This is a genomic window from Kribbella orskensis (genome assembly GCF_004342085.1).
GTDB classification, from domain to species: Bacteria; Actinomycetota; Actinomycetes; order Propionibacteriales; family Kribbellaceae; genus Kribbella; species Kribbella orskensis.
This window is the reverse complement of record NZ_SLWM01000003.1, coordinates 1-25,704: the sequence shown is the minus strand read 5'-3', so window position 1 is coordinate 25,704 and position 25,704 is coordinate 1. Positions and strand designations below refer to the sequence as shown.

Here is a 25,704-nt window from a genome sequence, read left to right as displayed (position 1 = left end):
ATGACCAGCGTGACTGAAGCCCTCAGCCGTCAGGAGATCGAGCTGCCCTCGTGGGCGTTCGGCAACTCGGGGACCCGGTTCAAGGTGTTCAGCCAGCCCGGCGTGCCCCGCTCCCCGCAGGAGAAGATCGCCGACGCCGCGGTCGTGCACAAGCACACCAGGGTGGCGCCGAGCGTCGCGCTGCACATCCCGTGGGACAAGGTCGACGACTACGCCGAGCTGGCGGCCTATGCCAAGGAGCAGGGCGTCCGGCTGGGGGCGATCAACAGCAACGTCTTCCAGGACGACGACTACAAGCTCGGCAGCGTCACCAACTCGGACCCGCGGATCCGGCGGAAGGCGACCGACCACCTGCTCGAGTGCATCGACATCATGGACGCCACCGGGTCGCGCGACCTGAAGCTGTGGTTCTCCGACGGCACGAACTATCCCGGGCAGGACGACCTGTGGGACCGGCAGGACCGGCTCTCGGAAGCGCTGCACGAGGTGTACGAGCGGCTCGGCGACGACCAGCGGATGCTGCTCGAGTACAAGTTCTTCGAGCCGGCCTTCTACGCGACGGACGTGCCGGACTGGGGCACGTCGTACGCGCACTGCCTGGAGCTCGGGCCGAAGGCGACCGTGTGCATCGACACCGGGCACCACGCGCCGGGCACGAACATCGAGTTCATCGTCGCGTTCCTGCTCCGGGCCGGGAAGCTCGGCGCGTTCGACTTCAACAGCCGGTTCTACGCCGACGACGACCTGATGGTGGGCGCGGCGGATCCGTTCCAGCTGTTCCGGATCATGAACGAGATCGTCCGCGGTGACGCGCTCGATCCGGACCGCGGGATCGCCTTCATGCTCGACCAGTGCCACAACATCGAGGCGAAGATCCCGGCGATCATCCGCTCGGTGATGAACGTCCAGGAGGCCACCGCGAAGGCGCTGCTGGTCGACCGCGACGCTCTTCGCAAGGCCCAGCAGGAAGGTGACGTGCTGGCCGCGAACGCGGCGCTGATGGACGCCTTCAACACCGACGTCCGGCCGTTGCTGGCCGACCTGCGAACCGCGCAGGGGCTGGACCCGGACCCGGTCGCCGCCTACCACCGCACCGGCTACTTCGAGCAGATCAGCAAGGACCGAGCCGACGGCCGGCAGGCCGGATGGGGAGCATGAGAGTGAGCGAGACCGCAGCCGAGCTTGTTGCTAGGAGCAACAGACTGGGCGCCGACCCGCGCAACACCAACTACGCGGGCGGCAACACGTCCGCCAAGGGCACCGCGACCGATCCGGTCACCCAGCAGCCGGTGGACCTTGTCTGGGTCAAAGGCTCCGGCGGCGACCTCGGAACCCTCACCACCGCAGGCTTGGCCGTACTGCGTCAGGACCGGCTGAACGCACTCGTCGAGCTCTACCCCGGGGTGGACCGTGAGGACGAGATGGTCGCGGCGTTCGACTACTGCCTGCACGGCAAGGGCGGAGCGGCGCCCTCGATCGACACCGCCATGCACGGTCTGGTTGATGCGCGGCATGTGGACCACCTGCACCCGGACTCCGGGATCGCGCTGGCCACCGCGGCCGACGGCGAGAAGCTGACGGCCGAGTGCTTCGGCGATCGAGTGGCCTGGGTGCCGTGGCGGCGGCCCGGTTTCCAGCTCGGCCTGGACATCGCCCAGGTGAAGGGGGACAACCCGCAGGCGATCGGCGTCATCCTCGGCGGTCACGGCATCACCGCCTGGGGTGACACCTCCGCGGAGTGCGAGGCGAACTCGCTGGAGATCATCCGCACCGCCGAGCTCTTCCTCGCGCAGAACGGAAAGCCCGAGCCGTTCGGACCCGTAGTACCGGGGTTCGAGGCCTTGGCACCGGCCGAGCGGAGGCAGCGGGCTGCTGCGTTGGCGCCGCTGATCCGTGGGCTGGCGTCGACGGACAACCCGCAGGTCGGGCATTTCACCGACTCCGACGTGGTGCTGGAGTTCACGGCGCGGGAGCGGCTGGCGGAGTTGGCCGCGCTCGGCACGTCCTGCCCGGACCACTTCCTCCGAACCAAGGTGCGGCCGCTCGTCCTCGACCTGCCGCCGTCGGCGTCGATCGAGGAGGCGTCCACCAGACTGCGGGAGCTGCACCTGCTGTACCGCGAGGACTACGCCGCCTACTACGACCGGCACGCGACGCCGGACAGCCCACCGATGCGCGGCGCCGACCCGGCGATCGTGCTCGTGCCCGGGCTCGGCATGTTCAGCTTCGGCAAGGACAAGCAGACCGCCCGGGTCGCTGGTGAGTTCTACGTCAACGCCATCAACGTGATGCGCGGCGCCGAGGCCGTCTCGACGTACGCGCCGATCGACGAGAGCGAGAAGTTCCGGATCGAGTACTGGGCGCTCGAGGAGGCCAAGCTGCAGCGGATGCCCGAGCCGAAGCCACTGGCGACCCGGGTCGCTTTCGTGACCGGCGGTGGATCCGGTATCGGCAAGGCCATCGCCCACCGGCTCGCCGCGGAGGGTGCATGCGTGGTCGTCGCCGACCTTGACGCGGCCGCGGCCGAAGCGGTCGCCAAGGAGATCGGCAGCACCGACCTGGCCGTTGCCGTGAGCGTCGACGTGTCGAACGGCGACGCTGTCGACCGAGCGATGCAGGAGGCCGTGCTGGCCTTCGGCGGCGTCGATCTGGTCGTCAACAACGCCGGTCTCTCGATCTCCAAGCCGCTGCTGGAGACGACCGAGAAGGACTGGGACCTGCAGCACGACGTGATGGCGAAGGGGTCGTTCCTCGTCTCCCGCGCGGCCGCGAAGGTCCTGATCGACCAGGGCATCGGCGGCGACATCGTCTACATCTCCAGCAAGAACGCGGTGTTCGCAGGCCCGAACAACGTCGCGTACGGCGCCGCCAAGGCGGACCAGGCGCACCAGGTCCGGCTGCTCGCGGCCGAGCTCGGGGAGTACGGGATCCGCGTCAACGGGGTGAACCCCGACGGCGTCGTCCGCGGTTCGGGCATCTTCGCCAAGGGCTGGGGCGCCCAGCGTGCCGCGGTGTACGGCGTACCGGAGTCGGAGCTGGGCGCGTTCTACGCACAGCGCACGCTGCTCAAGCGCGAGGTGCTGCCGGAGCACGTGGCCGCGGCTGTCTTCGCTCTCGCCGCCGGGGACCTTTCCCACACCACCGGCCTGCACGTACCCGTCGACGCCGGCGTTGCCGCCGCCTTCCTGCGCTGAGGAGGAATCACCATGTGGAGCAGTGACCCGAGTCGCTCGGTCGACGGGAACGGCGTACTGCCGTGGGTCGAACCGCGCAAGACCCGGATCGGCCTGGTCGCCGGTGGGCTGGGCGCGTACTGGCCGCAGTTCCCCGACTTGCTGCCGCAGTTGCAGGCCTCGGCGCGACGGGTGTCGGAGCGGTTCTCCGAGCTCGAATGCGAGGTGGTGGACGTCGGCTTCATCTCCGACGCTTCCGAGGGAGCCGCCGCAGCCGAGAAGCTGAGGCTGGCCGACTGCGACCTGATCGTCGGGTTCCTGACCACTTACATGACCGCCTCCATGCTGGTCCCGGTTGCCCAGCGAAGCGGTGCTCCGGTCCTGCTGCTCAACCTGCAGCCGACCGAGGCGATGGACCACCCGTCGTTCGACACCGGCGCCTGGCTCGCGTACTGCGGCGCCTGCCCGCTGCCGGAGATGGCGAACGCCTTCGAGCGTTGTGGCATCGACTTTCGCTCGGTCTCCGGGTACGTCGAGGACGAGCGTGCGTGGGCCCGGATCGAGCGGTGGCTCAAGGCGGCGGGAGTCCGGGCGGCGCTGCGGCACGGGCGGCACGGCCTGCTCGGGCATCTCTACCCCGGCATGATGGACGTGATCACCGACCCGACCCTGGTTTCCGCGCAGCTCGGCGGGCACGTCGAGATCCTGGAGATCGACGACCTGCGGGTCCGGGTGGAGAAGGTGACCGAGGCCGAGACCGAGGCCCGGATGAAGGTCGCGCAGGACGTCTTCACGCTGGACGATTCCGTGGTCGAGGACGACTTCCGCTGGGGCGCCACCGTCTCGGTCGCACTGGACCGGCTGGTCGAGGACTTCGAGCTCGACACCCTCGCCTACTACCACCGCGGCCTCGACGGCGAGGCGCACGAACGGGTCGCCGCCGGGATGATCCTCGGCGCCTCGTTGCTGACGGCCCGCGGAGTCCCCGCCGCGGGTGAGTACGAGCTGCGCACCTCGCTGGCGATGCTGGTGATGGACAAGCTCGGCGGCGGTGGTTCGTTCACCGAACTGCAGGCGCTCAACTTCAACGACAACGTGGTCGAGATGGGTCACGACGGCCCGGCCCACCTCGCCATCAGCGCGAAGAAGCCCTTGCTACGCGGACTCGGCGTGTACCACGGCAAGCGTGGCTGGGGTGTCTCCGTCGAGTTCGACGTGAAGCACGGACCGGTGACCGCGCTCGGCCTCGGACAGCTCCGGGACGGCTCGTTCAAGCTGATCGCGTCCGAGGGCACGGTCGTTCCCGGGCCGTTGCTGCAGATCGGGAACACCACCTCCCGCGTCGACTTCGGGTGCGACCCCGGTGAGTGGACCGACGTGTGGTCGGCCTCCGGGGTGGCGCACCACTGGGCGCTCGGCACCGGCCATCGCGTGGCCGAGTTGAAGGCGGTCGCTGACCTGCTCCACCTCGACCTCACCGTCGTCGACCCGCGGTGAGCAGGAGGAGACACAGGTGACTCTGAGACTGGCTGCGGTGGACCTGGGCGCTTCGAGCGGCCGGGTGATGCTCGGCCGCGTCGGCCCGGACGAGCTGGAGCTGACAGAGGTCCACCGCTTCTGGAACGGCCCAGTCCGCCTGGGAGAGACCCTGCACTGGGATGTCCTCCACCTGTACCGCGAGATGCTCGTCGGCCTTCGCAACGGGGGTTCGGTGGAGGGTGTGGGGATCGACTCCTGGGCTGTGGATTACGGGTTGCTGGATGGCAGTGGGACTCTGCTGGGCAACCCGGTGCACTACCGGGACGCGCGGACCAACGGTGTGATGGAGCGGGTCCTGCAGACCGTTCCCGCCGACGAGTTGTACGCCGTGACCGGGCTTCAGCAGCTTCCGTTCAACACGATCTACCAGTTGGTCGCGGAAGGGAATCTGGATCGCGCGGAGACGCTGCTGATGATCCCGGACCTGCTGGCCTACTGGCTGACCGGCAAGCTCGGCGGGGAGGCGACGAACGCCTCGACCACTCAGCTGTACGACGTCCGCGCGCACGGGTGGAGCGAGACGCTCGCCGCGCGGGCCGGAGTACCGGTGAGGTTGTTGCCGGAACTGCGGGAGGCCGGGGACGTGATCGGGCCGCTGCTGCCTGCGGTGGCCGAGGAGGCCGGGCTGGACCCGGCGACTCCCGTGATCGCGGTGGGGTCTCACGACACCGCGTCATCGGTGGTCGCCGTGCCCGCGGCGGAGGGAGAGCGGTTCGCCTACATCTCCTCGGGGACCTGGTCGCTGGCCGGGCTTGAGCTGGACGTACCGATCCTCAGCGACGAAGCGCAGCGGGCAAACTTCACGAACGAAGGCGGCGTCGACGGCCGGATCAGGTTCCTCAAGAACGTGATGGGCCTGTGGATCCTGCAGGAGTGCCTGCGGGTCTGGGGGACCGACGATCTGCCCGGGCTGTTGAGCGAGGCCGCCGCCGCGCCGGCGTACGCAGTACTGATCGATCCGGACGATCCGAGTTTCCTTGCCCCGGGCAACATGCCGGCCCGGATCGCGGAGTTCTGTGCGAAGTCCGGGCAGGAGCCGCCGCGATCGAAGGCGGCCGCCGTCCGGTGCATCCTCGAGAGCCTGGCGCTCGCCTACCGCCGCACGCTTCGGCTGGCGCAGACGGTGGCCGACCGCGAGATCGACGTGGTGCGCGTGATCGGCGGGGGTTCCCGCAATGAACTGCTTTGCCAACTGACCGCTGACGCTTGCGGCCTGCCGGTTCTCGCGGGACCGGTGGAGGCGTCCGCCCTGGGTAACGTGCTCGTCCAAGCACGCGCCCTCGGCGCTCCGCTGCCCGACCTGACCGCGATGCGCGCGCTTGTGCGCGCGACCCACGAACTGCGGCGCTACGAGCCGCAGGGCAAACCGGCCGACTGGGACGCCGCCGAGTCCCGGGTGTTCGGAGGTTCCGGATGACCGTCCTTCACAGCGAGACCCTGCCCAGCACGCGACGGGCCCTCCACCGTGAGACCCGCCACCGCGAGATCAGCCATGACGACCTCCAGCTCCTCCGACTGCTCGCGACCGGGCTGCCGGTGGAGTCGGTCGCGCGCCGGCTCGACCTGTCCGAGCGGACCGTCCGCCGCCGGACCCGCGCCGCCTGCGACCGCCTCGGCTTCGGCACCGCGATGGAAGCCATCGTCTGGGCCGCCCGCCGCGGCCTCCTCTGACCCCTCCCTCCCGACTCGAAGTACGACGACACATCCCCTGTTCTCCCCCTGCAGATCCGCCCGTCTCTGTGAGGAGTCCGCCCCGATGTCGCTTCGCTCCCGCCTGACTTGCCTGCTGGCAGCCGTCCTGCTCCTGACCCCGTTGCTGCCTGCCACCGCGGCACCGCCTGCTCACCCAAGCTCCCCCGTGCCCCAGAACCTGAAGACGAACAACCTCACCAACCCCCTCGGTATCGCCCCCGGCGCGCCCCGCCTGAGCTGGCAGCTCGACGGCAGCCGCCGGGGCACCACCCAGACCCGCTACGAGATCCATGTCGCGTCGACCCCGGCAAAGACCACCAAACCCGACGTATGGAACTGCGGATCCGGGTTCAGCACAACGCGACTGCTTCCGGCTCCGACCCTTCCCTCGCTGACGTCTGGTCGTTGCCGATGCCCTGACCGTCCAGGACGCTGCTGGTCGGCGTCAGATCAGGTAGCGGAACTCGGCGGAGTCGGGCTTGATCCGCTCGATGTCCAGCGGTGCGGCGTCCATCCGGTCCAGCAGGACGGAGAGGTCGCCGGGCCGGCCGATCTCGATGCCTACCAGCGCAACACCAGTCTCGCGGTTGTTGCGCTTCACGTACTCGAACAGGGTGATGTCGTCGTCCGGGCCGAGCACGCCGTCGAGAAATTGCCGCAGCGCGCCCGGCTCCTGGGGGAACGTCACCAGGAAGTAGTGCTTCAGGCCCTCGTGCACCAGTGAGCGTTCGAGGATCTCGCCGTACCGGCTGACGTCGTTGTTGCCACCCGACAGCAGGCAGACCACTGTCTCACCCGGCTTCACCTCCACGCCGTGGCCAAGAGCCGCGGCGGACAAGGCTCCAGCGGGCTCGGCGATCAACCCGTCGGTCTGGTAGAGCTCCACCATCTCGGAGCACACCAGGCCCTCGGGCACCGAGGTCATCTCAACACCCGCCGCCGAGACCAACGGCAATGTCACCTCGCCTACCCGCCGAACCGCCGCGCCATCGACGAAGCTGTCCAGGTGGGGCAAGGTCACCGGTTCCCCTGCTGCCAAAGCCGCGGCCATGCTCGCCGCCCCACCAGGCTCGACTCCGACAACCCGTACTCCGGGGTGGCGCTCCGCCAGCCAGGTCGCAACGCCCGCCATCAACCCGCCACCACCAACGGGAACCACCAGTACGTCGGGCGCCTGGCCGAGCTGATCCACCAGTTCGACCGCGAGAGTCCCTTGTCCCGCGACGGTTCGGGGATCGTCGAAGGCGGGAACCAGCGTCGCGCCGGTCTCGGTCGCCTCGGCGAGAGCGGCCGCGGCGGCGTCGTCGTACGTGTCGCCGGTGACGATCACGTCGACCTGGCTGCCGCCGAGTGCGGCGATCCGGTCCCGCTTCTGTCGCGGTGTCGTCCTGGGCACGTAGACGCGGCCGTGCACGTCGAGGATGTGGCACGAATACGCCAGGCCCTGGCCGTGATTGCCTGCGCTGGCACAGATGACGCCGGCCTTCTTGGCCTCGTCGTCCAGTTGTGCGATCAGGTTGTAGGCGCCGCGAAGCTTGTAGGAACGGCCGATCTGCAGGTCTTCCCGCTTCAGCCAGACATCGGCGCCGGTGCGTGCGGAGAGTCGCAGGTTGCGTTGCAACGGGGTGCGCACCGCGACCCCGTCCAAACGCTTGACCGCGTCCTCGATCCGCTCCGCGTCGACGGTGTAAGGAGCGACTGAATCACTGCCCTGCATGGCGTTCCTTCCCGTGCATCTGCACGATCTCCAACGATTTGCTCGCGGCACAAGACACGCTACGTCCAGAGTCCGGACCGACGGACACCGTTCCACAACACGGTCATGGTTTCCATGCGTGAAACGGCTATGGTTTGGGCAGTCTAGTTCTCATACGCTCACTCGGTGTAACGACCAGGGTCCTGGACGGGATGAGCCGAGTAAACCGGTCAACGGGGACTGGAGGGCACAGATGGAATCGATTCCGTTCAGTCTGTGGGGAGATGCCTTGTGGTGTGGTCAGGAGGTCGTGCGGGAGGCTCCGCACGAGCAGGCGATCCGTCGTCTCTTTCCTGATCCCATCCCGGCTCGAGGTGCAGACCTGGACACCACTGCGGAGCTCGTCCCGGAACCGCAGAACCGCTTCGACCCGCGCTCGATCGCCGTTCGGGTGCAGGGCAAGGTGGTCGGCTACCTGCCGAGGGACGATGCGCACCGGTACCACCCGGTGTTGTCAGAACTGGTGGTACAGGGCCTGCAACCGCAGGTGCCGTGCCACTTGTGGGTCAGTGAATGGGAACCGGCGGACTGGGAAGGCAAAGGCGACCAGGGCACCGAGTTCCACGCCAGCGTGGCAGTAGCGCTGGGCCAGCCGCACATGCTGGTCCCGGTCAACCTGCCACCGCCGGGCAGCTATCACCTGCTCCCGCCCGGCAGCGGGATCGTGGTGCCCGGCGGCGAGGTGCATCCGGACGTGCTGGCGCCGTTCTTCCGGCCGGAAGGCGAGTGCTGGGCCTACGGGACCATGCACGCGGTCGAGGAGGAGGACGGGTTCTCCGAAAGACCTCGGATGGTGGTGGAGGTCAGGCTGGACGACGATCCTGTCGGCCGGCTGAGCCCTCGCCTCAGTGCCGAGTTCCTGCCGGCGATCCATTACCTGGCGGACATGCGGGCCGAGACAGCCGCCAGGGTCGCCGTCCGCGGGGACCGGACAGCATCGGAGGTGGCTCTGTACGCGGCCCGGAGTCACGACCTGCCGGCCACCTGGCCGGACGGTCTGACTCGGTCACCAGTGGCGTCACCACCATGGCACTACTGGGTCGGCAAGGAAGCGAACTGAGGAATCCCGAGGCGGCCGCGCAGTACGCACCAATCATCAGGTGGTGGCGGGTACTGCGGGGCTACCGACACTCCTTCAGAGCTTCTGGCTGAGGGTCTGGAAGATCTCGTCGAAGGCGCCGGGCAGATCGTCGTGGCCGAAGTCCGGGTAGACGCGGAGCTGCTTGGCCGTCGTCAGCTTGTTGTAGGCCGCGTACTGCGTCGACGGCGGGCAGACCTGGTCCTCGAGGCCGACGTACAGGGTCACCTCGGCCTGGATCCGCGGCGCGAGGTGCTGCAGGTCGATGTAGCCGAGGGTCGTGAACACCTCCTGCTCGCGCAGGTGCCGGGGATCGCGCTTCTTGAACCAGGTGGTGATCTCGTCGTACGGCGCCGTCTCCAGGTTGAGCTCCCACGCGCGCTGGTAGTCGGTCAGGAACGGGTAAACGCTCGCCGTGTACTTGATCCCCGGCGTGAGCGCGGCGCAGACCAGGCTGAGCCCGCCACCCTGGCTCCAGCCGGTGGTGCCGATCCGGGTGGCGTCCACCTCGGGCAGGCCGCCGATGATGTCCGCGAGCCGCCGCGTGTCCAGGAACACGTGCCGGTACAGCAGGCTCTCCGGACCGCCGTCGAGGCCTTCGACGAGGTGGTTGCGCAGCGAGAAGCTGTTGGCCTGCTGTGACTCCGTCCGGAACGCGACCTGCTCGCGGACGTCCAGCGCGGCCACGGTGAACCCGCGGGCGGCGTACGGGAGCAGGTCGACCCACTTCGGCTGCTCGCCGCCGTACCCGTGGAAGATCAGGACCGCGGGCCCTTCGGCCTGGTGCGGGCGAATCACCTTCGCGTGCACCCGGTAGCCGCCGGTGCCGGTGAAGTAGAGGTGCTCGGTCCGCGCGAACGGCAACGGGAAGTCCGTCGCCTCGGTGAACTCGGTCTCCGGGTCGGTCGCGGCCAGTTCCGCCAGCGCCTTCTCCCAGAACTGGTCGAAATCCGCGGGCCTGGGGTTCGTCCCCTGGTAGGCGAGCAGTTCCTCGGACGACATCTCGAACGACAACACGGCTTCGGTGCTCCCTTGTCAGCGCAACTGTCAGCTCAAACGAATGAGCTCATTCTGCGCGGTCGTCCGGCTCACCGGCAGTCCCGTCCCAGATGGTGTAGCCGTGGGCCTTGTTGAGCCTCTCGCGCAGCTCCGTCTCGAGCTTCCCGATCTGCGCCGGAGCAAGCCAGCGCAGCGGGACCAGGACCGAGTGCTCGGGCTGCTTCGTGCGGAGCGCGACCGCCACGCCCTGGGTGGTGTCGACCCGGCCCACCTCGGTGATGTCCGTCCAGGAGGTGCGCAGTCCGCGTACCTCGACCTCGTCGTCGCTCAACTTCAGCAGCACCGGCGGCCGGAGCAGGATCCACAACCCGGCGAGCACGATCAACCCGCCCAGGGTGACGAACACGGCCACCGCGGCAGCCGGCGCCCCGAACGCCCAGAGCACCGCCGCCACGCCAAGGATGATCAACCCGGCGGCCGGGATCCCCAGGAACCGCCCGGGCCGCATCCGGTACGTCGTACGCATCGGGCAAGGATCTCATCGCGGCGGTGGACCGGCTGACCCCGGTCCGGCTCAGAAGGCGGAGACCTCGCTGGTGAGTGCGTTGCCGCTCTCGGTCTTGGCCAGGCTGATCTTCCAGTTGTCGCCTGTATCCGCTCACGCCGGCAGTCTCCCGTGGCGTGGGATCCCTCACACCGCAGCGACAACTTCCTGCCGTGTACTACGAACCGCCCCGGCCGCGGGCGGTTCGCAGTACGGGTCAGTTGCCGGTCTGGGAGGGGTCGTAGGCGCAGGCGTCGTTCAGGTTCTGCGGGGTGCCGGCCTGGGGCTTGGGTGGGGTGGAGGTCTGCTTGCCCGGCTTCTTGGTCGTCGTGCTGGACGGCGTCGAGGCGACCGGCTTCGTCTTCGGCTCGATCGCCTTCTGCACGATCTCGCGCATCGCCTCGTAGTCGGGGTTCTTGCCGGTCGGGAAGTTCTTGCTCTTGTCCAGGTCGACGTTGGAGACGCTGGCGTTCTTCACCTTCAGGCCGAGCTCGATGAACGCCGGCAGGATCTCCTGCGGGATGTCGGTGCGCAGCAGTTGCTTGCTGGCCGAGGCGATCGCCTGGTACTTCGTCGCCAGGGTCTTGGGGTTCGCGCTGTTCACGATCGCGTGGATCGTGCAGCGCTGCCGCTCCTGCCGGGACGGGTCGCTCAGGCCGTAGCGGCCGCGGGCGAACCAGAGCGCGTCGTGCCCGTTCAGCTTCTGGTTCGGGCCGGGCTCCAGGTAACCGGACGGCTTGCGCTCGCTGTTCGACCCCGGGCCCTCGCCGTAGTCGCCGCCGATCGGGACCTTGTAGTTGATGTTGACGGTGATCCCGCCGAGCGCGTCGACGATCTGCTCGAAGCCCTTGAGGTTGACCTGCATGTAGTAGTCGATGTCGAGGCCCATCGCCGCTCCCACCGACACCTTCATCACGTCTGCGCCCTCGTTGTCGGACGGTCCGAGGATGTGCGGGTACCTCTTCGGGATGTTGTCGTACATCGAGTCCAGGTAGAACTCCGGCTGCTCGACGTTGCCGAGGCTCGGATCCCAGTAGCCGTCGGGGAACTTCTTGTGCAGCGGGGAGTCCTCGGGGAACGGCATCCGCATGAAGTTCCGGCTCAGCGAGATCAGCGAGGTGTCACCGGTCTTGGTGTCGATGCTGGCCACGATCACCGTGTCGGTGCGGGTCCCCTCGCGGCCGACGCCGTCGTCCGCGCCGAGGAGCAGCAGATTCAGCCGGGGGGTGTTCGCCCAGGGGTCCTTCTTGTCCTCGACGTTGGGCCGGGTGGCGCTCTTGGAGTTGCCCTCGGACTGGAACACGCTGCCGACCAGGTCGCGCTGCGCCATCACGGTCTGCGCGGCGACGGTGGTCGGGACGGCGATGCCGAAGCACAACAGCCCGACGAACATGGAGCCCGCCAGCCGGCCGGTCGCGGTCAGGCTGACCGGACGGAGCAGCTTGTGCGATGAGACCACGATGCAAATCCAGATCAGGCCGAGCAGCACCACCCCGGAGCTGGCGATGAGCAGCTGGCTCGGGTCCACCGCCAGGGCGAGGATCGAGTCGCGCTTGGTCAGGCCGATGTAGGCACCGATCGCGAGCAACCCGACGCTCAGCGTCATGATGAACGCGCCCAGCTTCGCCCGGCCGCCCATCACGAAGCCCAGGCCCGGGATCAGCGCGCTGAGCAGCGTGAGGCCCATCGCCTTCGAGGTGGTTCTGGCTCGATGCGACCGGTGACGGGCTCGGCTGGCTCTAGGCGCGGACCTGCGTCCTGCTGCGCGAGTGCTCCGCGACATGGCTCCGTTCCCTGATCGACGACGTGACGGCGTGCCGGGCCGTGATCACGGCCCTCGATTGTTCAGACGCCGGCACGGCCTCCTTGGTTGACGTTCATTCGATTCCTGACGCTACCGACCCGTCGATTCGGCCAGATTACAGGGGTGGTGGTCGACACACCCAAGGCGACTGGCACCCGCTTTGCCCACGACCCACCTCTCCGGATAGTCTTGGCCGTCGTCGCGTCCCCTCGGGGACCGTCGGAGGAGGCGTCGCCTAGTCCGGTCGATGGCGCCCGCCTGCTAAGCGGGTTGAGGGTAATCCCCTCTCGGGGGTTCAAATCCCCCCGCCTCCGCAGTACAGAGAGCCGCCAGCGCCAACGCGCAGGCGGCTCTCGCCGTTTCCGCGGGTACTGCGGCCCCTCGGCGGCTCGTGGCTTGGTGGGTACGAGCTGGTCGCCTCGAACGCCTGGCCCCTTGGCTGCCCGCGGTGGAGTGACGTGGTGGTCGCCGCCGTGCTCGGGTGGTACCAGGCGCCGCGGCGAGGTGGGGCGGCGCGGCTCGCCTTCCGGGACCCACATACCCGAGCAGTTGGGATGTACCGAGTGACAGGTAGAGGTCGCTAACGACGTCAACCTCCACGCTCACCGAGGCGGTCGAGGCGCAGACGGAACGCAGGACTTCCTGTCGTTGCGCACACCGTCCGCGCGACCCCAGCGGTTGCACCACGCCTCCGCCTTCAAACAGTTGCTCCAGGCATCCAGCGGCAAGCCACCCGATGGCTTGGCGCAGTCATTGACACTCGACCGCAGCTCCCACCCACTCAGGCCCGCCGCCACCTCGGCCGGCAAGCCGCTGGTATTCCGCTCGGCGGACCGGCGTACAGGGCTAGTCGTTGGCGAGCCGCTTGGCGTCGGCGAGGCGTTCTACTGAGCGGGGGCTCATTGGCTCCATGCCGACGATCAGGTGTTCGACGCCGAGGGATTCATAGTCCTTGAAGAGGGTGGCGAGGTCTTCGACGGTGCCGGCGAAGGCGTGGTCGTCTGGTTCCGGGACTGCGCGCTGCTCGGGATCGCGGACGCTGAGGCCGACCGTTTTCGTCACCTCGTCCTCCGGCCGCCCTGCCGTGGCGAGCGCCAACTGGAATTCGCGCAGCCGACTCTTGACCCGATCGTCGACCGCGCCGAACCACGCCGTGTTCCAGGAATCCGCCCAGCGCGCGGCCAGGTCGAGCATCCGCGGCTGCCGGGCCGCGACCAGGATCGGGATCCGCCGGGGTGCGGGCGGCTCGAGCGCTGCCTCGTGGACCTGGTGATACTTCCCGTCGAAGGTGACGGTCTCGCCGCGGACCAGTCGTGCGACGATCTCCAGCCACTCCGCGAACCGGCCGACCCGGTGATCGGTCGGCAACCCGTTGGCCTCGTACTCCGGGTCGTGCCAGCCGGCGCCGACCCCGAGGATCAGCCGGCCGTCGGAGACCTCGTCGATCGTCGCCGCCATCTTCGCGACCAGCCCGGGGTCGCGGAACGACGCGCACATCACCATCGTGCCGAGCTCCACTCGGTCCGTCACCGCGGCCACCGCGCTGAGCAGCGTCCACGCCTCGTGCATGCCGTACGTCGTACCGTCGGGGGCCAGGTAGAAGAAGTGGTCGGCGAGCCAGACCGAGTCGAGCCCGGCCTCCTCCGCCGACTCCGCTATCCGGCGAACGTCAGCCCATTCAGGCATCCGCCCGTCAGGTCCGTCCGAACCACCCACTGGAAGCATCACGCCAACCTTCATCAGGCCAACCTAGTGCCGAGTGACGCCTGAGGGGAGGTTCTTCGTAACGCTTCCGTGGCAACTTCGCGATACGCAGAAGGCCGCGCGACCGGCATCGGTTCGTGAGGCCGCGGTTCGGAGAACGGGGTGCCGGTTCTCTGCGAAGGCCTCACGAGAGGGTGTGGTGGTGATGACGGACTCGGCCGTCCGGCCGGAGCTGGACCTCCGATCGATCCTGGGACTGGACCTTCCCGCGCACGTGGTCGCTCTGGTGGACGACGGCTGTCGCTCCGCCTGGCTGATCGGCCACCTGCACTGCGGCAACGGCTGGATCGCCTTGATCCAGTACACAGACGCAGGCGGGCACGAACTGACCCGCCGAGTCCCCTTCGACCAGCTCGGCCCCCACTGCTGAGCGCGGCTGTCCAACAGCTCGTGGGCTCTGGCCGGGTTCAGCTGGTCCAGGGACCGACACCGGAGATGCGGTCGACGGTGATGTGGGTGACGTAGCCGGCCGGCAGGTTGTCGCCGGGCAGGAAGTCCGCGTCCGGGCCGATGTACGTCTTCGCCAGCTCGCGCAGCACCTCGACCGCGCCGCCCTCCGTGATCCGGGCGGTGCCCTTGATCACCAGGTACTCCGTCAGCCCTTGCTCGTTCTTGTTCGGCGTCTCGATCGACAGCACGACCCGTCCGTCACGCCGGATGTTCTTCACCTTCTGGTTGTTCGGCACATGCGCGGCGACGATCTCGTCCCCGTCCAGTCCGATCCAGATCACCGACACCTGCGGACTGCCGTCCGGGTTGATCGTGACCAGATGCCCCAACGCGTCCGACTCCAGCACTGCCCGCGCACTCCCCGGAATCTCCATGCCGCTCAAACTAACCCGCCACCAGCCCCCGCAGTACTGCGAAGCGCGCCGCGCCTGGCCTCGCCATTCGGACCGGCCAGCGCCCGACCGTCACCGCGGACTGAGCTGGGTCAACTCGTGGGCGAACAGTTGGAGCGTCGTCGCGGTCTTGGTCACCTCGTTGCCGTCGGTCGGCAGGTGGTGCTTCGTGATGAACTCCCGCCATTCGGCCATCCCTGCGAATGCCTCGGCAGACGGCACTCGCCGGGAGATTTCGAGAAGGCGCCGACCGCCGGGGTAACTCCAGAGGTCCACGACGAGCGGATGGGGCAGGCCTGGGATCCGCTGCCGATCTCTGAGCGCCAGGACAGGGCCCAGTACGCTGAGGTCGTCGAGCGTGAGCCCGTCCGGTGCGTACGCGTCGAAGAACCGGCGTTGTTCGGTGGTGAAGACCCGGCTCCATCGCCGGGTTCCGGCAACGGCCTCGGCGATCGCGCCTTCGTGCGGTCGGCGCTTCAACGAAGCCGAGCAGACGAATTCGCCGGGCGTCACGTCGATCTCGACCTTGAAGCCCTTCAGGTGCCGCAGGTCGGCGCCGAGCCGGTCAGGGGTGGCGGGACGCAGCTTGATCACCGAATCGTCCTTGCGGTGATGGAACTGGCGGGCGCGGACGATCAGTCCGGCCTGGTGGAGGGTCAGGTCAGGCGTGTCGCGGTAGAAGATCTGTTGCGGTCGTGCCTTGCGCAGATCGATCCCCAGCGCGGCGACGGCCGGCCCGACCTGGCCGTCGATCAGGCAGATCTTGAGCTCGACGCTGTCGGCCGCGTCGACGAGCGATGGCAACAATGGAGGCGAATCGAGCGCTGGCTTGCGTGCCGTGTACGAGCTACGGCATCCGATGGGTCGCTGGTCGATTCGTCGCGAACGGGTGAACACCTCACGATCCAAGGCGTCGCCTGAATCGGGTTCAAGGTTCGCAGACGGTTCCTCGCGATCCTCTGTCAAGAGTCGCGGCAGCTCTATCAAGACCCTCGCCAGGCGGGTCAGGGGAGCGGGCGGCAGGCGTACGCAGTACGGGAACAGCGAAACGCCCCGGCTGGGCCGGGGCGCTTCGTTTGCAGTCCGACGGGCTGGCTTCCGGGTCAGCTGTCGGAGTACTGAGGGTTCAGCCCAGGCGGGCCTTCAGGCCGTCGAGCTCGAGCTTGAGTGCGGCCGGGACCTTGTCGCCGAGCTTGGCGAACCACTCCTCGATCAGCGGGATCTCGGCCTTCCACTCCTCGTCGTCCACGTTCAGCGCGACCTGCAGGGCCTCGAGGCTGAGGTCCAGCCCGGTGACATCGAGCGCGTCGGTGGTCGGCACGTACCCGATCGGGGTCTCGACCGCGGCCGCCTGGCCCTCGAGGCGCTCGATCACCCACTTGAGCACCCGGCCGTTCTCGCTGAAGCCCGGCCAGACGAACTTGCCGGCCTCGTCCTTGCGGAACCAGTTCACGTAGAAGATCTTCGGCAGCTTGGATGCGTCGTTGTCCTTGCCGACGGTCAGCCAGTGGTTCAGGTAGTCACCGGCGTTGTAGCCGAGGAACGGCAGCATCGCCATCGGGTCGCGCCGTACGACGCCCACCTCGCCGACCGCCGCGGCGGTCGTCTCGGACGACAGTGTCGCACCCATGAAGACGCCGTGGTCCCAGTCCCGCGACTCGGTCACCAGCGGCACCGTGGTCGCGCGCCGGCCGCCGAAGATGATCGCCGAGATCGGTACGCCGTTCGGGTCCTCGTACTCGTCGGCGATGATCGGGCACTGCTTGATCGGCGTGCAGAACCGGCTGTTCGGGTGGGACGAGACCTCGCCGGACTCCGGCGTCCACTCGCGGCCCTTCCAGTCGGTCAGGTGGTTCGGCGGGGTCTGCGAGTAGCCCTCCCACCAGACGTCACCGTCGTCGGTCAGCGCCACGTTGGTGAAGAGCGAGTTGCCCTTCTCGATCGTGCGCATCGCGTTCGGGTTGGTCTTCCAGCCGGTGCCCGGGGCGACACCGAACAGCCCGAACTCCGGGTTGACGGCGTATAGGCGGCCGTCCTCGCCGAAGCGCATCCAGGCGATGTCGTCGCCGAGCGTCTCGACCTCCCAGCCCTCCAGCGTCGGGTCGAGCATGGCGAGGTTGGTCTTGCCGCAGGCGCTCGGGAACGCGGCGGCGATGTAGTGGACCTTCTTCTCCGGCGAGATCAGCTTCAGGATCAGCATGTGCTCGGCCAGCCAGCCCTCGTCGCGGGCCATCGCCGAGGCGATCCGCAGCGAGTAGCACTTCTTGCCCAGCAGCGAGTTGCCGCCGTAGCCCGAGCCGTACGACCAGATGGTCCGCTCCTCGGGGAACTGCACGATGTACTTCTCGTCGTTGCACGGCCACGGCACGTCCTTCTGCCCCGGCTCGAGCGGTGCGCCGACGGAGTGCAGACACGGCACGTACTTCGCGGCCGTGCCCATCTTCGCCAGTACTTCGGACCCGGTGCGCGCCATGATCCGCATGGAGGCGACCACGTACGCCGAGTCGGTGATCTCGACCCCGAACATCGGCTTCTCCGCCGTCAGCGGGCCCATGCAGAACGGCACGACGTACAGCGTCCGGCCCTTCATGGAGCCCCGGTAGAGCTCCGTCATCAGGGCCTTCATCTCGGCCGGCGCCATCCAGTTGTTGGTCGGGCCGGCGTCGGCCTCGTCGACCGAACAGATGAAGGTGCGCTGCTCGACCCGGGCGACGTCGGACGGGTCGGTGCGGGCCCAGAAGGAGTTCGGCTTCTTCTCGTCGTTCAGCCGGACCAGCGTGCCGCCGGCGATCAGCTCGTCGGTGAGCACCTTGTACTCCGCGTCCGAGCCGTCCACCCAGTGGATCCGGTCGGGCTGGGTGAGCTCGGCGACCTCGGCGACCCAGGCCAGCAGGCCTGCGTGGTCGGTCGGCGCGTTACTCAGGTCGAAGGTCGTGGGGGTAGTTGCTGCGGCCTCGGCGCTGAGGCCAGCCGTTGCGGATACGGATTCGGTATGGGCAGGGCTGGCGGTGGTCGTCATCGGCGGCTCATTCCCTCTCGCGATCGACCGACGGCTTGGACCCTCGACGCTGAGGGGGTACGACGTCGGCCGCCGGGGTCTCCGGCGGTTCGATTCAGCTGGCTGGCGGTGTGATCTGTCGCATACCAGTATGCCCAGTGGGCGTATACCAGTGTGCAAGTGGTACTAACCGTACGCGACTGCGGAGGGTGCTGAAAACCGTTCAGACGTGAGGCCCGTCACAGATTTCCGCCGACAAGGGCTTTCCCAGGAAAAAAGACCGGCCGCGCGATGATCGCGCGGCCGGTTTCCGGTTCCAGCTGGTCTGGAAGCAACTTCTGTTGCTGGTGGGGCTCCTGATGAGCCGACGCAGGCCTGTCGGGCGGTGCTGGAGTGAGGCGGTGGTGCTGGCGGTGAGTTACTGCGTCTGGCGCCAGATGTCGTTGAGGACTCGCTGGGCGGCGGGCTCCTCGCCGGTCAGGCCCGTCACGGTCACGCCGACCAGCCAGGATCGGCCGGCGCTGGTGTAGGCGTGCGTCATCGTCAGCGTGTACGGCGACCCGTTGCGCACGGTAACCCAGGTCCGCGCGTCCTTCGCGGTGGCCGGCACCGGCGTCTTGAATGCGGTCGTCCAGTCCTTGTCGAACGCCGCCCGCTCGGCCAGGCACGCCGCCAGGTCCTTGCAGGGGTGAACCGCGATCCGCGCGTCCAAGGTGGACTGGGTCGGGGTCTTCTCGGTCAGCACCCGCCGGTAGAGCACCGACGACGACTCGCCCAGGTCGACCGTGACCGGCGGCCGCGGCCAGCCGAACGCGAACGGCAGACCGACCTCTCCGACCACCTGCACATCGGCTCCGCGCTCGTACGTCCCGCCGACCAGACCCACCGCCGGGACTGGTGGCGCATAGGCAGCGGTCTCGGCCTTCAGAACGCCCGGCAGGAGCGCCGGCGAGGGGAGCGGACCCGGGCTCACGGGTGCGGCAGCGGGGCCTTCCACCGGTGGCTGCTCCTTGACAGCACTACCGATCGCGGCGCCTACGGAGTACAGGACGGTGAAGACGAGCAGCACGATGAGAACGACGACCAGGTAGGTCCACCGGCCGATCTTGCGCCGGACCTGCCTCGCCATCTCGATCTTGTTCACCGGAGCCGCCGCTGCCGGTTGATCCGCCGGCGGCAGGGGCACCGCGCCGTACTGGGCCAACTGACTTCGTACTGCGGCCAGCGACTCCTCGTCGTTCCCCAGGAGTCCGTCGAGTGAATCCAGCAGTCGTTCAGCGCCGGACTGGCCGGGGACCAGCTGGGTGATCGCGTATGGCCTGTCGGTGCTGAGGTTCGCCGCCCAGAGAGGCGTCTGCTGCTGGCCAGGTCGGAGCGCGGCGCCGCGGCTGGCCAGGTCGAGGCGGTCGCGGACCTGCGGATCAGCCGAGCCGGCCTCGCTCAGGACGAGTGCGACGACCTCCATGCCGGTGAACGAGCGGCCGCGCCAGATCTCCGCCAGCGGGTGGCCGAGCAGTCGCTGGTCGAGCTCGAAGCCGTTGATCTGCGGGGTGGGGTTCACTTCGCCTCCCAGATCGCCCGGTCGGCGAGGACCAGCGCTGCCTGCTCGGCGACGACCCCGTCGATCGGGTGCGCCGTGTAGTCGACCTGGACGATGACGTCGGCCCGCAGTTCCAGCACCGAGATCCGCCAGCCCTGTCGGCTGAGGTCCCCCCGCTTGTCCAGCTTGGTCGGGAAGGGGCGGTCCTTAACGTCCTGCCAGGACTTGCGCTGGAAGGCCTGCCGGGCCACGGTGGCCGGCGTGAACGGCGGTTGACCCGCGCCCGCGGCCTTGCCGGCGTACGGGGTGATGTGGATGCTCACCGCCGCGGCGGTGTGGGTGGGTTGCGTCTGCTCGTCCGCCTTGGCGCTGCAGTAGACGGTGGACGTACCGGTCTGGACGAGTGTGGGTTTGGTGGCCTTCGGCAACAAGGTGGAGACGTCGCCGATCCGCGCGCACAGATCCGCCGGCAGTTTGCGCGCGGGGAGGATGTCGTCCGGACTGACCGGTTCCCCCAACGCGTATCCGACCCCGAGGCCCGCGATCGCGGCCACCCCGCAGGCGATCGCAGTACCCCGGACCAGTCGACTCGCCATACCCGCGACCCTAGCCACGCAAAGGTCCTCCCTTACCAATCAACGGTCACCCACGCGCGACCGGCGCCTTGGACGTCACCTGCAGCCGGTCGGTTCCGAGCAGTTCCGAGCGCGCGCGCGGCTTGGGCAGCGACTGGCTAGGTTGCTGGGGCGGGCCAGCTGATCAGAGTGTTGACGGAGCCGCCGGACTCGGTCAGCTTGGCACCGAGGCCGGCGAGCGCCTCGCCGACGTTGGCGAGGATGCCGGACAAGTCCCGCAGGTTGCCCGCGAGGCTCTCGATCTCCGACGCGACGTCGCCGATCGTGCCACTGCGGTCGTTCAGCCGCTTGGCCGCCGCGTCGCCGATGCCGGGGATCTTGTCGAGCTCACCCGCGAGACCGGCCAGCATGCCGGCGGCGTCCGTACCCGCACCAGCTTGAGGATCTTCTCGAAGTCGTCCGAGTTCTCCACCACGAACCCGACGGCCTTCTTCACATCGTCGAGATCCCGCCCACCCAGCAAATCCCCGATATCCATCCCCCGGATGCTATTGCCCACACCTCCTCCCCGACCCCTCTTTCCACCCCCACCAACCCTGGCGCATCGCCCTCTCACAGCCCCGGATCCCGACGCCCCCAGACCGCAGTACAGCCCACCCAAACCCCACCAAACCCCCGATTGGCACCCAACCCCCCAGCCCGTGTATCGTTACCCAACGTTGTCCGGCGCTCGTAGCTCAACGGATAGAGCATCTGACTACGGATCAGAAGGTTGGGGGTTCGAATCCCTCCGAGCGCGCCAGCAAAACCCCAGGTCACAAGGTGGATGACCTGGGGTTTTCGCCTTTTCTGGGGCGACTTTGCTAACGCCCTTGCTAACACGGTGCCAGCGCTGACGGGTCCGGCCCGTCTTCCTCGTCCGCCTGGTCCTCGTCGACCTGGGCAGCCGCAGCGGCGAACACATCAGCGATTCCGGCTGCATGGCGACGGATCACATGGGCATACAGCCGCAGCGTGACCGAGGGGTCCGCGTGCCCGAGCCGGTCCGCGACGACATGCACCGGGACACCGGCAACCAGGAGCAAGGTTGCGTGGACGTGTCTCAAATCGTGCAGCCGAGCATGCGGCAGCGGGAACTCTGGGGCGTCTGCGTCTTCGGCGGGCTCGTTGTAGGCCTTGATCGATTTCGCGATGAGCTGGCTGACGGTGTCGGGGTAGATGGGCAGACCGAACCCGGTCGTGAAGACGTGCCCCGTGTCGATCCATGAATCCCCGGCGAGCCGCAGATCCTCCAGTTGGCGGCGGCGGTGTGCCTTGAGGATCTCGACCGTCTCAGCGTCGAGGCTGACGGTCCTCTCCCGGCCGCCCTTGGTCGTGCCCTCGACCCTCGCCCCGTCGACCATGCCCACCGATCCACGAATCCGAATAGCCGGTGCCTTCCAGTCCACATCCGGCCACCTCAGGTTGAGCAGCTCCCCACGTCGGGCCCCTGAGTAGGCAGCCAGCCTGTAGAAGGCGAACAGCCGATGCTCGCTCATCAGGTCAAGGAAGCGGCGCAGCTCGTCGGCTGTCCAAATGTCGATCGGTCCACGGTGTTCCCGCCGGGGTCGCTTTACCCGCTCGGCGGGATTCGAGGCCAGCAGTTGGTCTGACCGGACCGCATCGTTGAATGCCTTGCGTAGAACGGCGTGTACGTAGTCGACGGTTCGGCGGGACAGCGGGGCGCCCTTCTGCCCACCATTGGCGAGCAGATCACGGTAGAGGCCGCTGAGCGTCGCCGGCCGGATCGCCTGCAAACGGAGATTGCCGATCCGCGGGGCGATGTACTGCCGAACGAGGTACTGGTATCCCGCGAGGGTCCGGGGCTTGACCTCTAGAGCGTGGACCTCCAACCACTCGTTGAGGTACTCCCCCAGCGTGACGGCGTTCCGGTCGACGTACTCGCCCCGGCGGGCAGCTCGGCGAGCCTCGTCACGAGCTTCCTTCGCGTCGTCATCGGTAGCGAACCCACCGACCCACTTCGGTTTGCTAAGCCCGGTCTCGGGGTCGATGACCCGAATGACGTACGACCACGTACTGCCTCGCTTGGTGATTCCGTCACGAACGGTGCCCATTAGGCAGCCCTCCCAAGACCGTCGACGAAGGAGCGCAGAGCCTGCCCCTTGATCCGGCGTGAGCCATCGATGCGCACCGAGTCGAGCGCCCCCGACCTGATCAGCTCGTAGACCTTCGCCCGGCTGAGACTCAGACGAGCGGCGGCCTCAGGGACGGTGTAGAGCAGCTTTCCGTCGTTCACGATCGTTCCTTTCCGTCATACCGCGGAGTTGGCGGGATGGTCGGTGGCAGTTGCCGAATTGGTGTCGTGGGTGGTGGGTCCGGCGCGTTTGGCTTGCTCGTAGTCGGTTCGCCAGCGGATGCGCTCGTTGATGCCTCGGGTGATGAGTCCGTGCCAGGTGGGGAGGTCGTCGTCGTTGGCTCGGTCGACGGGCTCCCAGATGAAGCGGGGTGATCCGTCCTCGAGGGATTCCGTCGCGGCGTAGCGGTCGGTGTCGTGCATCTCGACACCGGCAGCGGCCAGGGTTTGCCGGACGACTTCGGCGCGGTCTGCCTTGTGCTCTGCGAGCGTCTTGCCAGTCCACTGACGCGACACCAGGACACGGCGGCCACCGAGCCCCAGGTGGTGCCTGTCGTGGGCCTTGGAGCCGCACCAGCCGGGCCGCATGCCAGCTTCTGCGCCTTGGGGCTGTACGCCGAAGCGGAGCCAGTTCGAGCAGGTCGGGGAGCAGGGCAACGACCTGCACATCGTGGCCATCGCAGCCCCGGCCGATGTGGCCGAGGTGCTCGGCATTCCGGAAGGGACCGCCATCCAGGCTAGGCACCGTCTGCGGAGTGTCGACGGTGAACCGCACCAGCTCAGCGACTCCTACTTTCCGCCGTTCGTGACCGAAGCAACGAGTTGTTCTGGAAGCCCACCGACCTGGGAGTCAACGGGGGCTTGCTGGCCGCCACCGGTCACCCGCAGGCCCGTTGGCACGACACGCTCACGGCGCGGATGCCCACAGCCGAGGAGGGGCAGCGCCTGCGCATGGCACCGGGTACCCCGATGTTGGTCCACACCCGAACGGGCTACGACGCGGAAGACCGCGTTGTGCGGTACATGGTGACGCGGATGGCAGCCGACCGTGTCGAGATCTCCTACGACTTGGACGCCTGATGCTGATTCCCCTCGACGAGTCTCACCGCCCGCTTGTCCACCAGATCCGCAAGGACGCCGAGGACTGGCTTGAGGCTCGTGACATCGACCAGTACCGGCGAGGACTCGACCCCACCGTCATCCGCAGGAACATCGACCGTGAGTTCGACGCCGGGCAGTTCCGAGGCTGGCAGGTCGATGGCGAGATCGTGGCAATCCTGGCCATCATCGAGCCGGACGCCGACCTGTGGACGCCAGAGGAGCTCAGCGAACCGCAGACCTACGTCAGCCGGGTGATGGTTGCGAAAGGCCAGCACGGCAAGGGATATGGGTCGGCGATGTTAGCTGCTGTCGCCGACCATGCGCGAGCTCGGGGCGACCGCTGGATCAGGCTCAACTGCTGGAGCACCAACTACCCGCTGCACGAGTATTACATCGGCCTCGGCTTCAAGTACGTTCGCACCGTCGACATCCCCGGACGCATGAGCGGCGCCTTGTTCGAGCTGGATCTGTCCTAGCCGATTCTGGGTGTCGTCTATCCCGGTCGGTCGGCTCTGTCCTGTGACGGCTGATGCCTGACAGTCGTGTGCCAGCTGATGGTTGTCATCGGCACGACCGCGCGGATCGCGGCAAATGAGTGCGTCGCGTGAAGCTACGTCCGCTGCCGACGTACCCTGTCCGAAAACCGCACCGGGTCGCGTCACGTCACGGCGCAGCAGATGACTAAGAACGATTCACGCGGGATGCCTCATCGGCCCCGCGAGGCCAGAAGCGCCAATGGCCTCCATACGCAATGGCTGCTGCGGAGGTGGGATCACATCGTCAAGCTCGCCGAAGCCGGCTTCGACGAAACTTCGATCGGCTGTCCCGCATGTGACGGCACCGAGGGTCTCGACGCACGTGACGAGCTTGAATCACTGATGCGCCGAGGCGGCAGACGAGCCGAGCGCATCTCGGTCCAGGCGAAGGCGCTGGATGAGCGCATCCTGCGAGCAACTTCTCCGCAGCCATTCTCCCCCGTCGACGGCAACTGGTGGCGCTATCGCAATCTGGACTGAGTAGGTCCGATACCCGGCCGATGACGTTGCTCCTGAACATCCGTTCATCGGCAAGACCGCGCATCACAATCCGCGGCATGTGAGTGCGTTGCTCGGTCTTCGAATCGTGGCCCCGAACTCGTCACTCGGTGCCGTTCACCCGGTCTGACCGTCGATCGACTCCCTGATCGAGTCGGCGTGGCCGTTGTGGCGTGCACTCCTCGATCATGTGGACCAGGATCCACCGCAAGGTGAAGGTCTCGCCGGTTTGCGGTCTCGTGAGACTGACTCCTCGTCGAGTCCACCGCGAGTGAGCGCTTCGTCGATGACCGCGTCTGAACGGCTGACGGCCTCGTCGAACAGCGCCCGCAACTCCTCCGGAGTGTCGTCACGAGCCGATTCGAAGTCCCAGTCGTTCTCGATGAGAGCCCAGTCGACGGTGTCAAAGGGCGGCGCGAACCCTGCGTCGCGGAACCAGTGATCGAACCACTGGGACTCAACGAGCGAGAGGTGCTTCATCAGGCCCCCCAGCGTCATGTCGGTCGGCGGGCATTGCTGCGCCAACTGCTCCTGGGTCAGTCCGGAGCACTTCCACCGGAGCGTGTCGCGTTGGTACGCCAGTGATCCACGCAAGATTGCGACTTCGCTGCCGTGCAGTGGCGCTTCGGTGCGCGCATTGATGTCAAATTCCTGTGCTTCGCTCACAGGTGCGCATCGTACGGGGGACTACCGCTCATCGGCAGTTCCGCGCCTTACTCTCGGCGGCAGAGCGAACGTTCTTCCGCAGCCTCAGACCACCCAGGAAACGGCCCCTCAGTGGCGAACGATGCGCGCGCACTGCCCGCACACGTCCACTGAAGGGCCGCTCCTGCAACCGTACTCCGCAGTCGCCGGATCCACGACCGTACCTAGACACGAACGGGTGCTTGCGCGGGTCAGCGCTGGCGTAGCCCCGTCGAGGAGAGGTCGGTGACTTCGGGTCCGCCTTCCGCGACGACCGAGCCCTGTGGTCCGTCCCGCCGACGAAGAGGCCTCTGCGAGCGATCGGTACGACGGTCCGCAGACGGTTCGGGCTGGACCTCGATCGGACCCGGACGGGTGATCGTGCGGATGACGTCGAGGGGGCGCCGCGCCTTCAGCCGGCGTCGCCCGTGCTACCGGCGGACGTGT

General features: G+C 67.8%; 25 protein-coding genes, 2 tRNA genes and 2 pseudogenes. 14 read left to right on the top strand and 15 right to left on the bottom strand.

Features of this window, described 5'->3' with window-relative positions:
• From rhaI to EV644_RS48270, 6 genes and pseudogenes are all read left to right on the top strand, one after another.
• On the top strand, positions 1-1,158 hold the full coding sequence (rhaI, locus tag EV644_RS08905) for an L-rhamnose isomerase (RefSeq protein WP_132190195.1): 1,158 nt from the start codon (positions 1-3) through the stop codon (positions 1,156-1,158).
• A complete protein-coding gene (locus EV644_RS08900) occupies positions 1,155-3,194 on the top strand; it encodes a bifunctional aldolase/short-chain dehydrogenase (RefSeq protein WP_132190196.1) in 2,040 nt (679 codons plus the stop codon). Before rhaI ends, EV644_RS08900 begins: the two co-directional genes overlap by 4 nt.
• A 12-nt stretch (positions 3,195-3,206) precedes the next feature.
• Positions 3,207-4,670 carry an L-fucose/L-arabinose isomerase family protein gene (locus tag EV644_RS08895; protein ID WP_132190197.1) on the top strand — a complete coding sequence of 488 codons (1,464 nt, stop codon included), beginning with the start codon at positions 3,207-3,209 and terminating at the stop codon, positions 4,668-4,670.
• 16 nt (positions 4,671-4,686) lie between these two features.
• The gene (locus EV644_RS08890) at positions 4,687-6,129 is read left to right on the top strand and encodes a rhamnulokinase (RefSeq protein WP_132190198.1); all 1,443 of its coding nucleotides are present in this window, start codon (positions 4,687-4,689) and stop codon (positions 6,127-6,129) included.
• A complete protein-coding gene (locus tag EV644_RS08885; RefSeq protein ID WP_132190199.1) occupies positions 6,126-6,383 on the top strand; it encodes a LuxR C-terminal-related transcriptional regulator in 258 nt (85 codons plus the stop codon). Before EV644_RS08890 ends, EV644_RS08885 begins: the two co-directional genes overlap by 4 nt.
• Before the next feature lie 85 nt (positions 6,384-6,468).
• Positions 6,469-6,789 (top strand): annotated as a pseudogene (locus tag EV644_RS48270) (glycoside hydrolase family 78 protein); the annotation flags it as partial.
• Between the two features lie 60 nt (positions 6,790-6,849).
• Here the strand turns inward: EV644_RS48270 and ilvA are convergent.
• Positions 6,850-8,121, bottom strand: a complete 1,272-nt coding sequence (gene ilvA, locus EV644_RS08875; RefSeq protein ID WP_132190200.1) for a threonine ammonia-lyase IlvA — start codon at positions 8,119-8,121, stop codon at positions 6,850-6,852.
• Between the two features lie 232 nt (positions 8,122-8,353).
• Between ilvA and EV644_RS08870 the strand changes: the two genes are divergently transcribed.
• Positions 8,354-9,220 (top strand): HIRAN domain-containing protein, encoded by an 867-nt coding sequence (locus tag EV644_RS08870; RefSeq protein ID WP_132190201.1) that lies wholly within the window; start codon positions 8,354-8,356, stop codon positions 9,218-9,220.
• A gap of 75 nt (positions 9,221-9,295) precedes the next feature.
• On the opposite strand, the gene EV644_RS08865 is transcribed toward EV644_RS08870, so the two are convergent.
• From EV644_RS08865 to EV644_RS08855, 3 genes are all read right to left on the bottom strand, one after another.
• Positions 9,296-10,255 carry an acetylxylan esterase gene (locus EV644_RS08865; protein ID WP_132190202.1) on the bottom strand — a complete coding sequence of 320 codons (960 nt, stop codon included), beginning with the start codon at positions 10,253-10,255 and terminating at the stop codon, positions 9,296-9,298.
• 49 nt (positions 10,256-10,304) lie between these two features.
• Entirely contained in the window at positions 10,305-10,763 is a 459-nt protein-coding gene (locus EV644_RS08860; protein ID WP_241998488.1) for a hypothetical protein, read from the bottom strand.
• 235 nt (positions 10,764-10,998) lie between these two features.
• A complete protein-coding gene (locus EV644_RS08855) occupies positions 10,999-12,468 on the bottom strand; it encodes an LCP family protein (protein WP_241998490.1) in 1,470 nt (489 codons plus the stop codon).
• A 341-nt stretch (positions 12,469-12,809) separates the two neighbouring features.
• Here EV644_RS08855 and EV644_RS08850 point away from each other — a divergent pair.
• Positions 12,810-12,899 (top strand) — tRNA-Ser (locus EV644_RS08850).
• 532 nt (positions 12,900-13,431) lie between these two features.
• Here EV644_RS08850 and EV644_RS08845 read toward each other — a convergent pair.
• Positions 13,432-14,325, bottom strand: coding sequence for an LLM class flavin-dependent oxidoreductase (locus EV644_RS08845; RefSeq protein ID WP_132190204.1), 894 nt, complete (start codon positions 14,323-14,325; stop codon positions 13,432-13,434).
• A 169-nt stretch (positions 14,326-14,494) separates the two neighbouring features.
• Between EV644_RS08845 and EV644_RS08840 the strand changes: the two genes are divergently transcribed.
• Positions 14,495-14,719, top strand: coding sequence for a hypothetical protein (locus tag EV644_RS08840; RefSeq protein WP_132190205.1), 225 nt, complete (start codon positions 14,495-14,497; stop codon positions 14,717-14,719).
• Positions 14,720-14,756: 37 nt separating this feature from the next.
• On the opposite strand, the gene EV644_RS08835 is transcribed toward EV644_RS08840, so the two are convergent.
• The 6 genes from EV644_RS08835 to EV644_RS08810 form a co-directional block, all read right to left on the bottom strand.
• A complete protein-coding gene (locus EV644_RS08835; RefSeq protein ID WP_132190206.1) occupies positions 14,757-15,173 on the bottom strand; it encodes a PPOX class F420-dependent oxidoreductase in 417 nt (138 codons plus the stop codon).
• Positions 15,174-15,263: 90 nt separating this feature from the next.
• Complete coding sequence (locus EV644_RS08830) at positions 15,264-15,995, bottom strand: hypothetical protein (protein WP_132190207.1); 732 nt, start codon at positions 15,993-15,995, stop codon at positions 15,264-15,266.
• Positions 15,996-16,317: 322 nt separating this feature from the next.
• The gene (locus EV644_RS08825) at positions 16,318-18,210 is read right to left on the bottom strand and encodes a phosphoenolpyruvate carboxykinase (GTP) (RefSeq protein ID WP_241998492.1); all 1,893 of its coding nucleotides are present in this window, start codon (positions 18,208-18,210) and stop codon (positions 16,318-16,320) included.
• A gap of 397 nt (positions 18,211-18,607) precedes the next feature.
• Positions 18,608-19,750, bottom strand: coding sequence for a hypothetical protein (locus tag EV644_RS08820; protein WP_132190208.1), 1,143 nt, complete (start codon positions 19,748-19,750; stop codon positions 18,608-18,610).
• On the bottom strand, positions 19,747-20,325 hold the full coding sequence (locus tag EV644_RS08815; RefSeq protein ID WP_132190209.1) for a hypothetical protein: 579 nt from the start codon (positions 20,323-20,325) through the stop codon (positions 19,747-19,749). The genes EV644_RS08820 and EV644_RS08815 overlap by 4 nt, the downstream gene beginning before the upstream one ends.
• A 137-nt stretch (positions 20,326-20,462) precedes the next feature.
• Positions 20,463-20,714, bottom strand: a complete 252-nt coding sequence (locus EV644_RS08810; RefSeq protein WP_241998494.1) for a hypothetical protein — start codon at positions 20,712-20,714, stop codon at positions 20,463-20,465.
• A 316-nt stretch (positions 20,715-21,030) separates the two neighbouring features.
• Between EV644_RS08810 and EV644_RS08805 the strand changes: the two genes are divergently transcribed.
• Positions 21,031-21,106 (top strand) — tRNA-Arg (locus tag EV644_RS08805).
• A gap of 73 nt (positions 21,107-21,179) precedes the next feature.
• On the opposite strand, the gene EV644_RS08800 is transcribed toward EV644_RS08805, so the two are convergent.
• The 3 genes from EV644_RS08800 to EV644_RS08790 are packed head-to-tail and all read right to left on the bottom strand — an operon-like array spanning position 21,180 to position 23,152.
• A complete protein-coding gene (locus EV644_RS08800; RefSeq protein WP_132190210.1) occupies positions 21,180-22,418 on the bottom strand; it encodes a tyrosine-type recombinase/integrase in 1,239 nt (412 codons plus the stop codon).
• Positions 22,418-22,600 (bottom strand): helix-turn-helix domain-containing protein, encoded by a 183-nt coding sequence (locus tag EV644_RS08795; RefSeq protein WP_132190211.1) that lies wholly within the window; start codon positions 22,598-22,600, stop codon positions 22,418-22,420. Before EV644_RS08795 ends, EV644_RS08800 begins: the two co-directional genes overlap by 1 nt.
• Positions 22,601-22,615: 15 nt before the next feature.
• Positions 22,616-23,152, bottom strand: coding sequence for a replication initiator (locus tag EV644_RS08790; RefSeq protein ID WP_369410489.1), 537 nt, complete (start codon positions 23,150-23,152; stop codon positions 22,616-22,618).
• Between EV644_RS08790 and EV644_RS47705 the strand changes: the two are divergent.
• The 4 genes and pseudogenes from EV644_RS47705 to EV644_RS08775 form a co-directional block, all read left to right on the top strand.
• A pseudogene (locus tag EV644_RS47705) lies at positions 23,109-23,231 on the top strand (UTRA domain-containing protein); the annotation flags it as partial. The gene EV644_RS08790 and the pseudogene EV644_RS47705 overlap by 44 nt on opposite strands.
• A gap of 29 nt (positions 23,232-23,260) precedes the next feature.
• Positions 23,261-23,518 carry a UTRA domain-containing protein gene (locus EV644_RS47115; RefSeq protein WP_132190213.1) on the top strand — a complete coding sequence of 86 codons (258 nt, stop codon included), beginning with the start codon at positions 23,261-23,263 and terminating at the stop codon, positions 23,516-23,518.
• Positions 23,518-24,015, top strand: a complete 498-nt coding sequence (locus EV644_RS08780) for a GNAT family N-acetyltransferase (RefSeq protein WP_132190214.1) — start codon at positions 23,518-23,520, stop codon at positions 24,013-24,015. Before EV644_RS47115 ends, EV644_RS08780 begins: the two co-directional genes overlap by 1 nt.
• Before the next feature lie 201 nt (positions 24,016-24,216).
• Positions 24,217-24,555, top strand: a complete 339-nt coding sequence (locus EV644_RS08775; RefSeq protein WP_132190215.1) for a hypothetical protein — start codon at positions 24,217-24,219, stop codon at positions 24,553-24,555.
• 204 nt (positions 24,556-24,759) lie between these two features.
• Here EV644_RS08775 and EV644_RS08765 read toward each other — a convergent pair whose 3' ends face one another.
• Positions 24,760-25,239, bottom strand: a complete 480-nt coding sequence (locus EV644_RS08765) for a mycothiol transferase (RefSeq protein ID WP_132190216.1) — start codon at positions 25,237-25,239, stop codon at positions 24,760-24,762.
• Positions 25,240-25,704: the final 465 nt, after the last annotated feature.

Coding starts and splice junctions, on each gene's coding strand:
- rhaI (WP_132190195.1), top strand. CDS start 1: ATGACCAGCGTGACTGAAGCCCTCAGCCGTCAGGAGATCGAGCTGCCC.
- EV644_RS08900 (WP_132190196.1), top strand. CDS start 1,155: ATGAGAGTGAGCGAGACCGCAGCCGAGCTTGTTGCTAGGAGCAACAGA.
- EV644_RS08895 (WP_132190197.1), top strand. CDS start 3,207: ATGTGGAGCAGTGACCCGAGTCGCTCGGTCGACGGGAACGGCGTACTG.
- EV644_RS08885 (WP_132190199.1), top strand. CDS start 6,126: ATGACCGTCCTTCACAGCGAGACCCTGCCCAGCACGCGACGGGCCCTC.
- ilvA (WP_132190200.1), bottom strand. CDS start 8,121: ATGCAGGGCAGTGATTCAGTCGCTCCTTACACCGTCGACGCGGAGCGG.
- EV644_RS08870 (WP_132190201.1), top strand. CDS start 8,354: ATGGAATCGATTCCGTTCAGTCTGTGGGGAGATGCCTTGTGGTGTGGT.
- EV644_RS08860 (WP_241998488.1), bottom strand. CDS start 10,763: ATGCGTACGACGTACCGGATGCGGCCCGGGCGGTTCCTGGGGATCCCG.
- EV644_RS08855 (WP_241998490.1), bottom strand. CDS start 12,468: ATGGGCCTCACGCTGCTCAGCGCGCTGATCCCGGGCCTGGGCTTCGTG.
- EV644_RS08845 (WP_132190204.1), bottom strand. CDS start 14,325: ATGAAGGTTGGCGTGATGCTTCCAGTGGGTGGTTCGGACGGACCTGAC.
- EV644_RS08840 (WP_132190205.1), top strand. CDS start 14,495: ATGACGGACTCGGCCGTCCGGCCGGAGCTGGACCTCCGATCGATCCTG.
- EV644_RS08835 (WP_132190206.1), bottom strand. CDS start 15,173: ATGGAGATTCCGGGGAGTGCGCGGGCAGTGCTGGAGTCGGACGCGTTG.
- EV644_RS08825 (WP_241998492.1), bottom strand. CDS start 18,210: ATGACGACCACCGCCAGCCCTGCCCATACCGAATCCGTATCCGCAACG.
- EV644_RS08815 (WP_132190209.1), bottom strand. CDS start 20,325: ATGGCGAGTCGACTGGTCCGGGGTACTGCGATCGCCTGCGGGGTGGCC.
- EV644_RS08810 (WP_241998494.1), bottom strand. CDS start 20,714: ATGCTGGCCGGTCTCGCGGGTGAGCTCGACAAGATCCCCGGCATCGGC.
- EV644_RS08800 (WP_132190210.1), bottom strand. CDS start 22,418: ATGGGCACCGTTCGTGACGGAATCACCAAGCGAGGCAGTACGTGGTCG.
- EV644_RS08790 (WP_369410489.1), bottom strand. CDS start 23,152: ATGCCGAGCACCTCGGCCACATCGGCCGGGGCTGCGATGGCCACGATG.
- EV644_RS08780 (WP_132190214.1), top strand. CDS start 23,518: ATGCTGATTCCCCTCGACGAGTCTCACCGCCCGCTTGTCCACCAGATC.
- EV644_RS08775 (WP_132190215.1), top strand. CDS start 24,217: ATGACTAAGAACGATTCACGCGGGATGCCTCATCGGCCCCGCGAGGCC.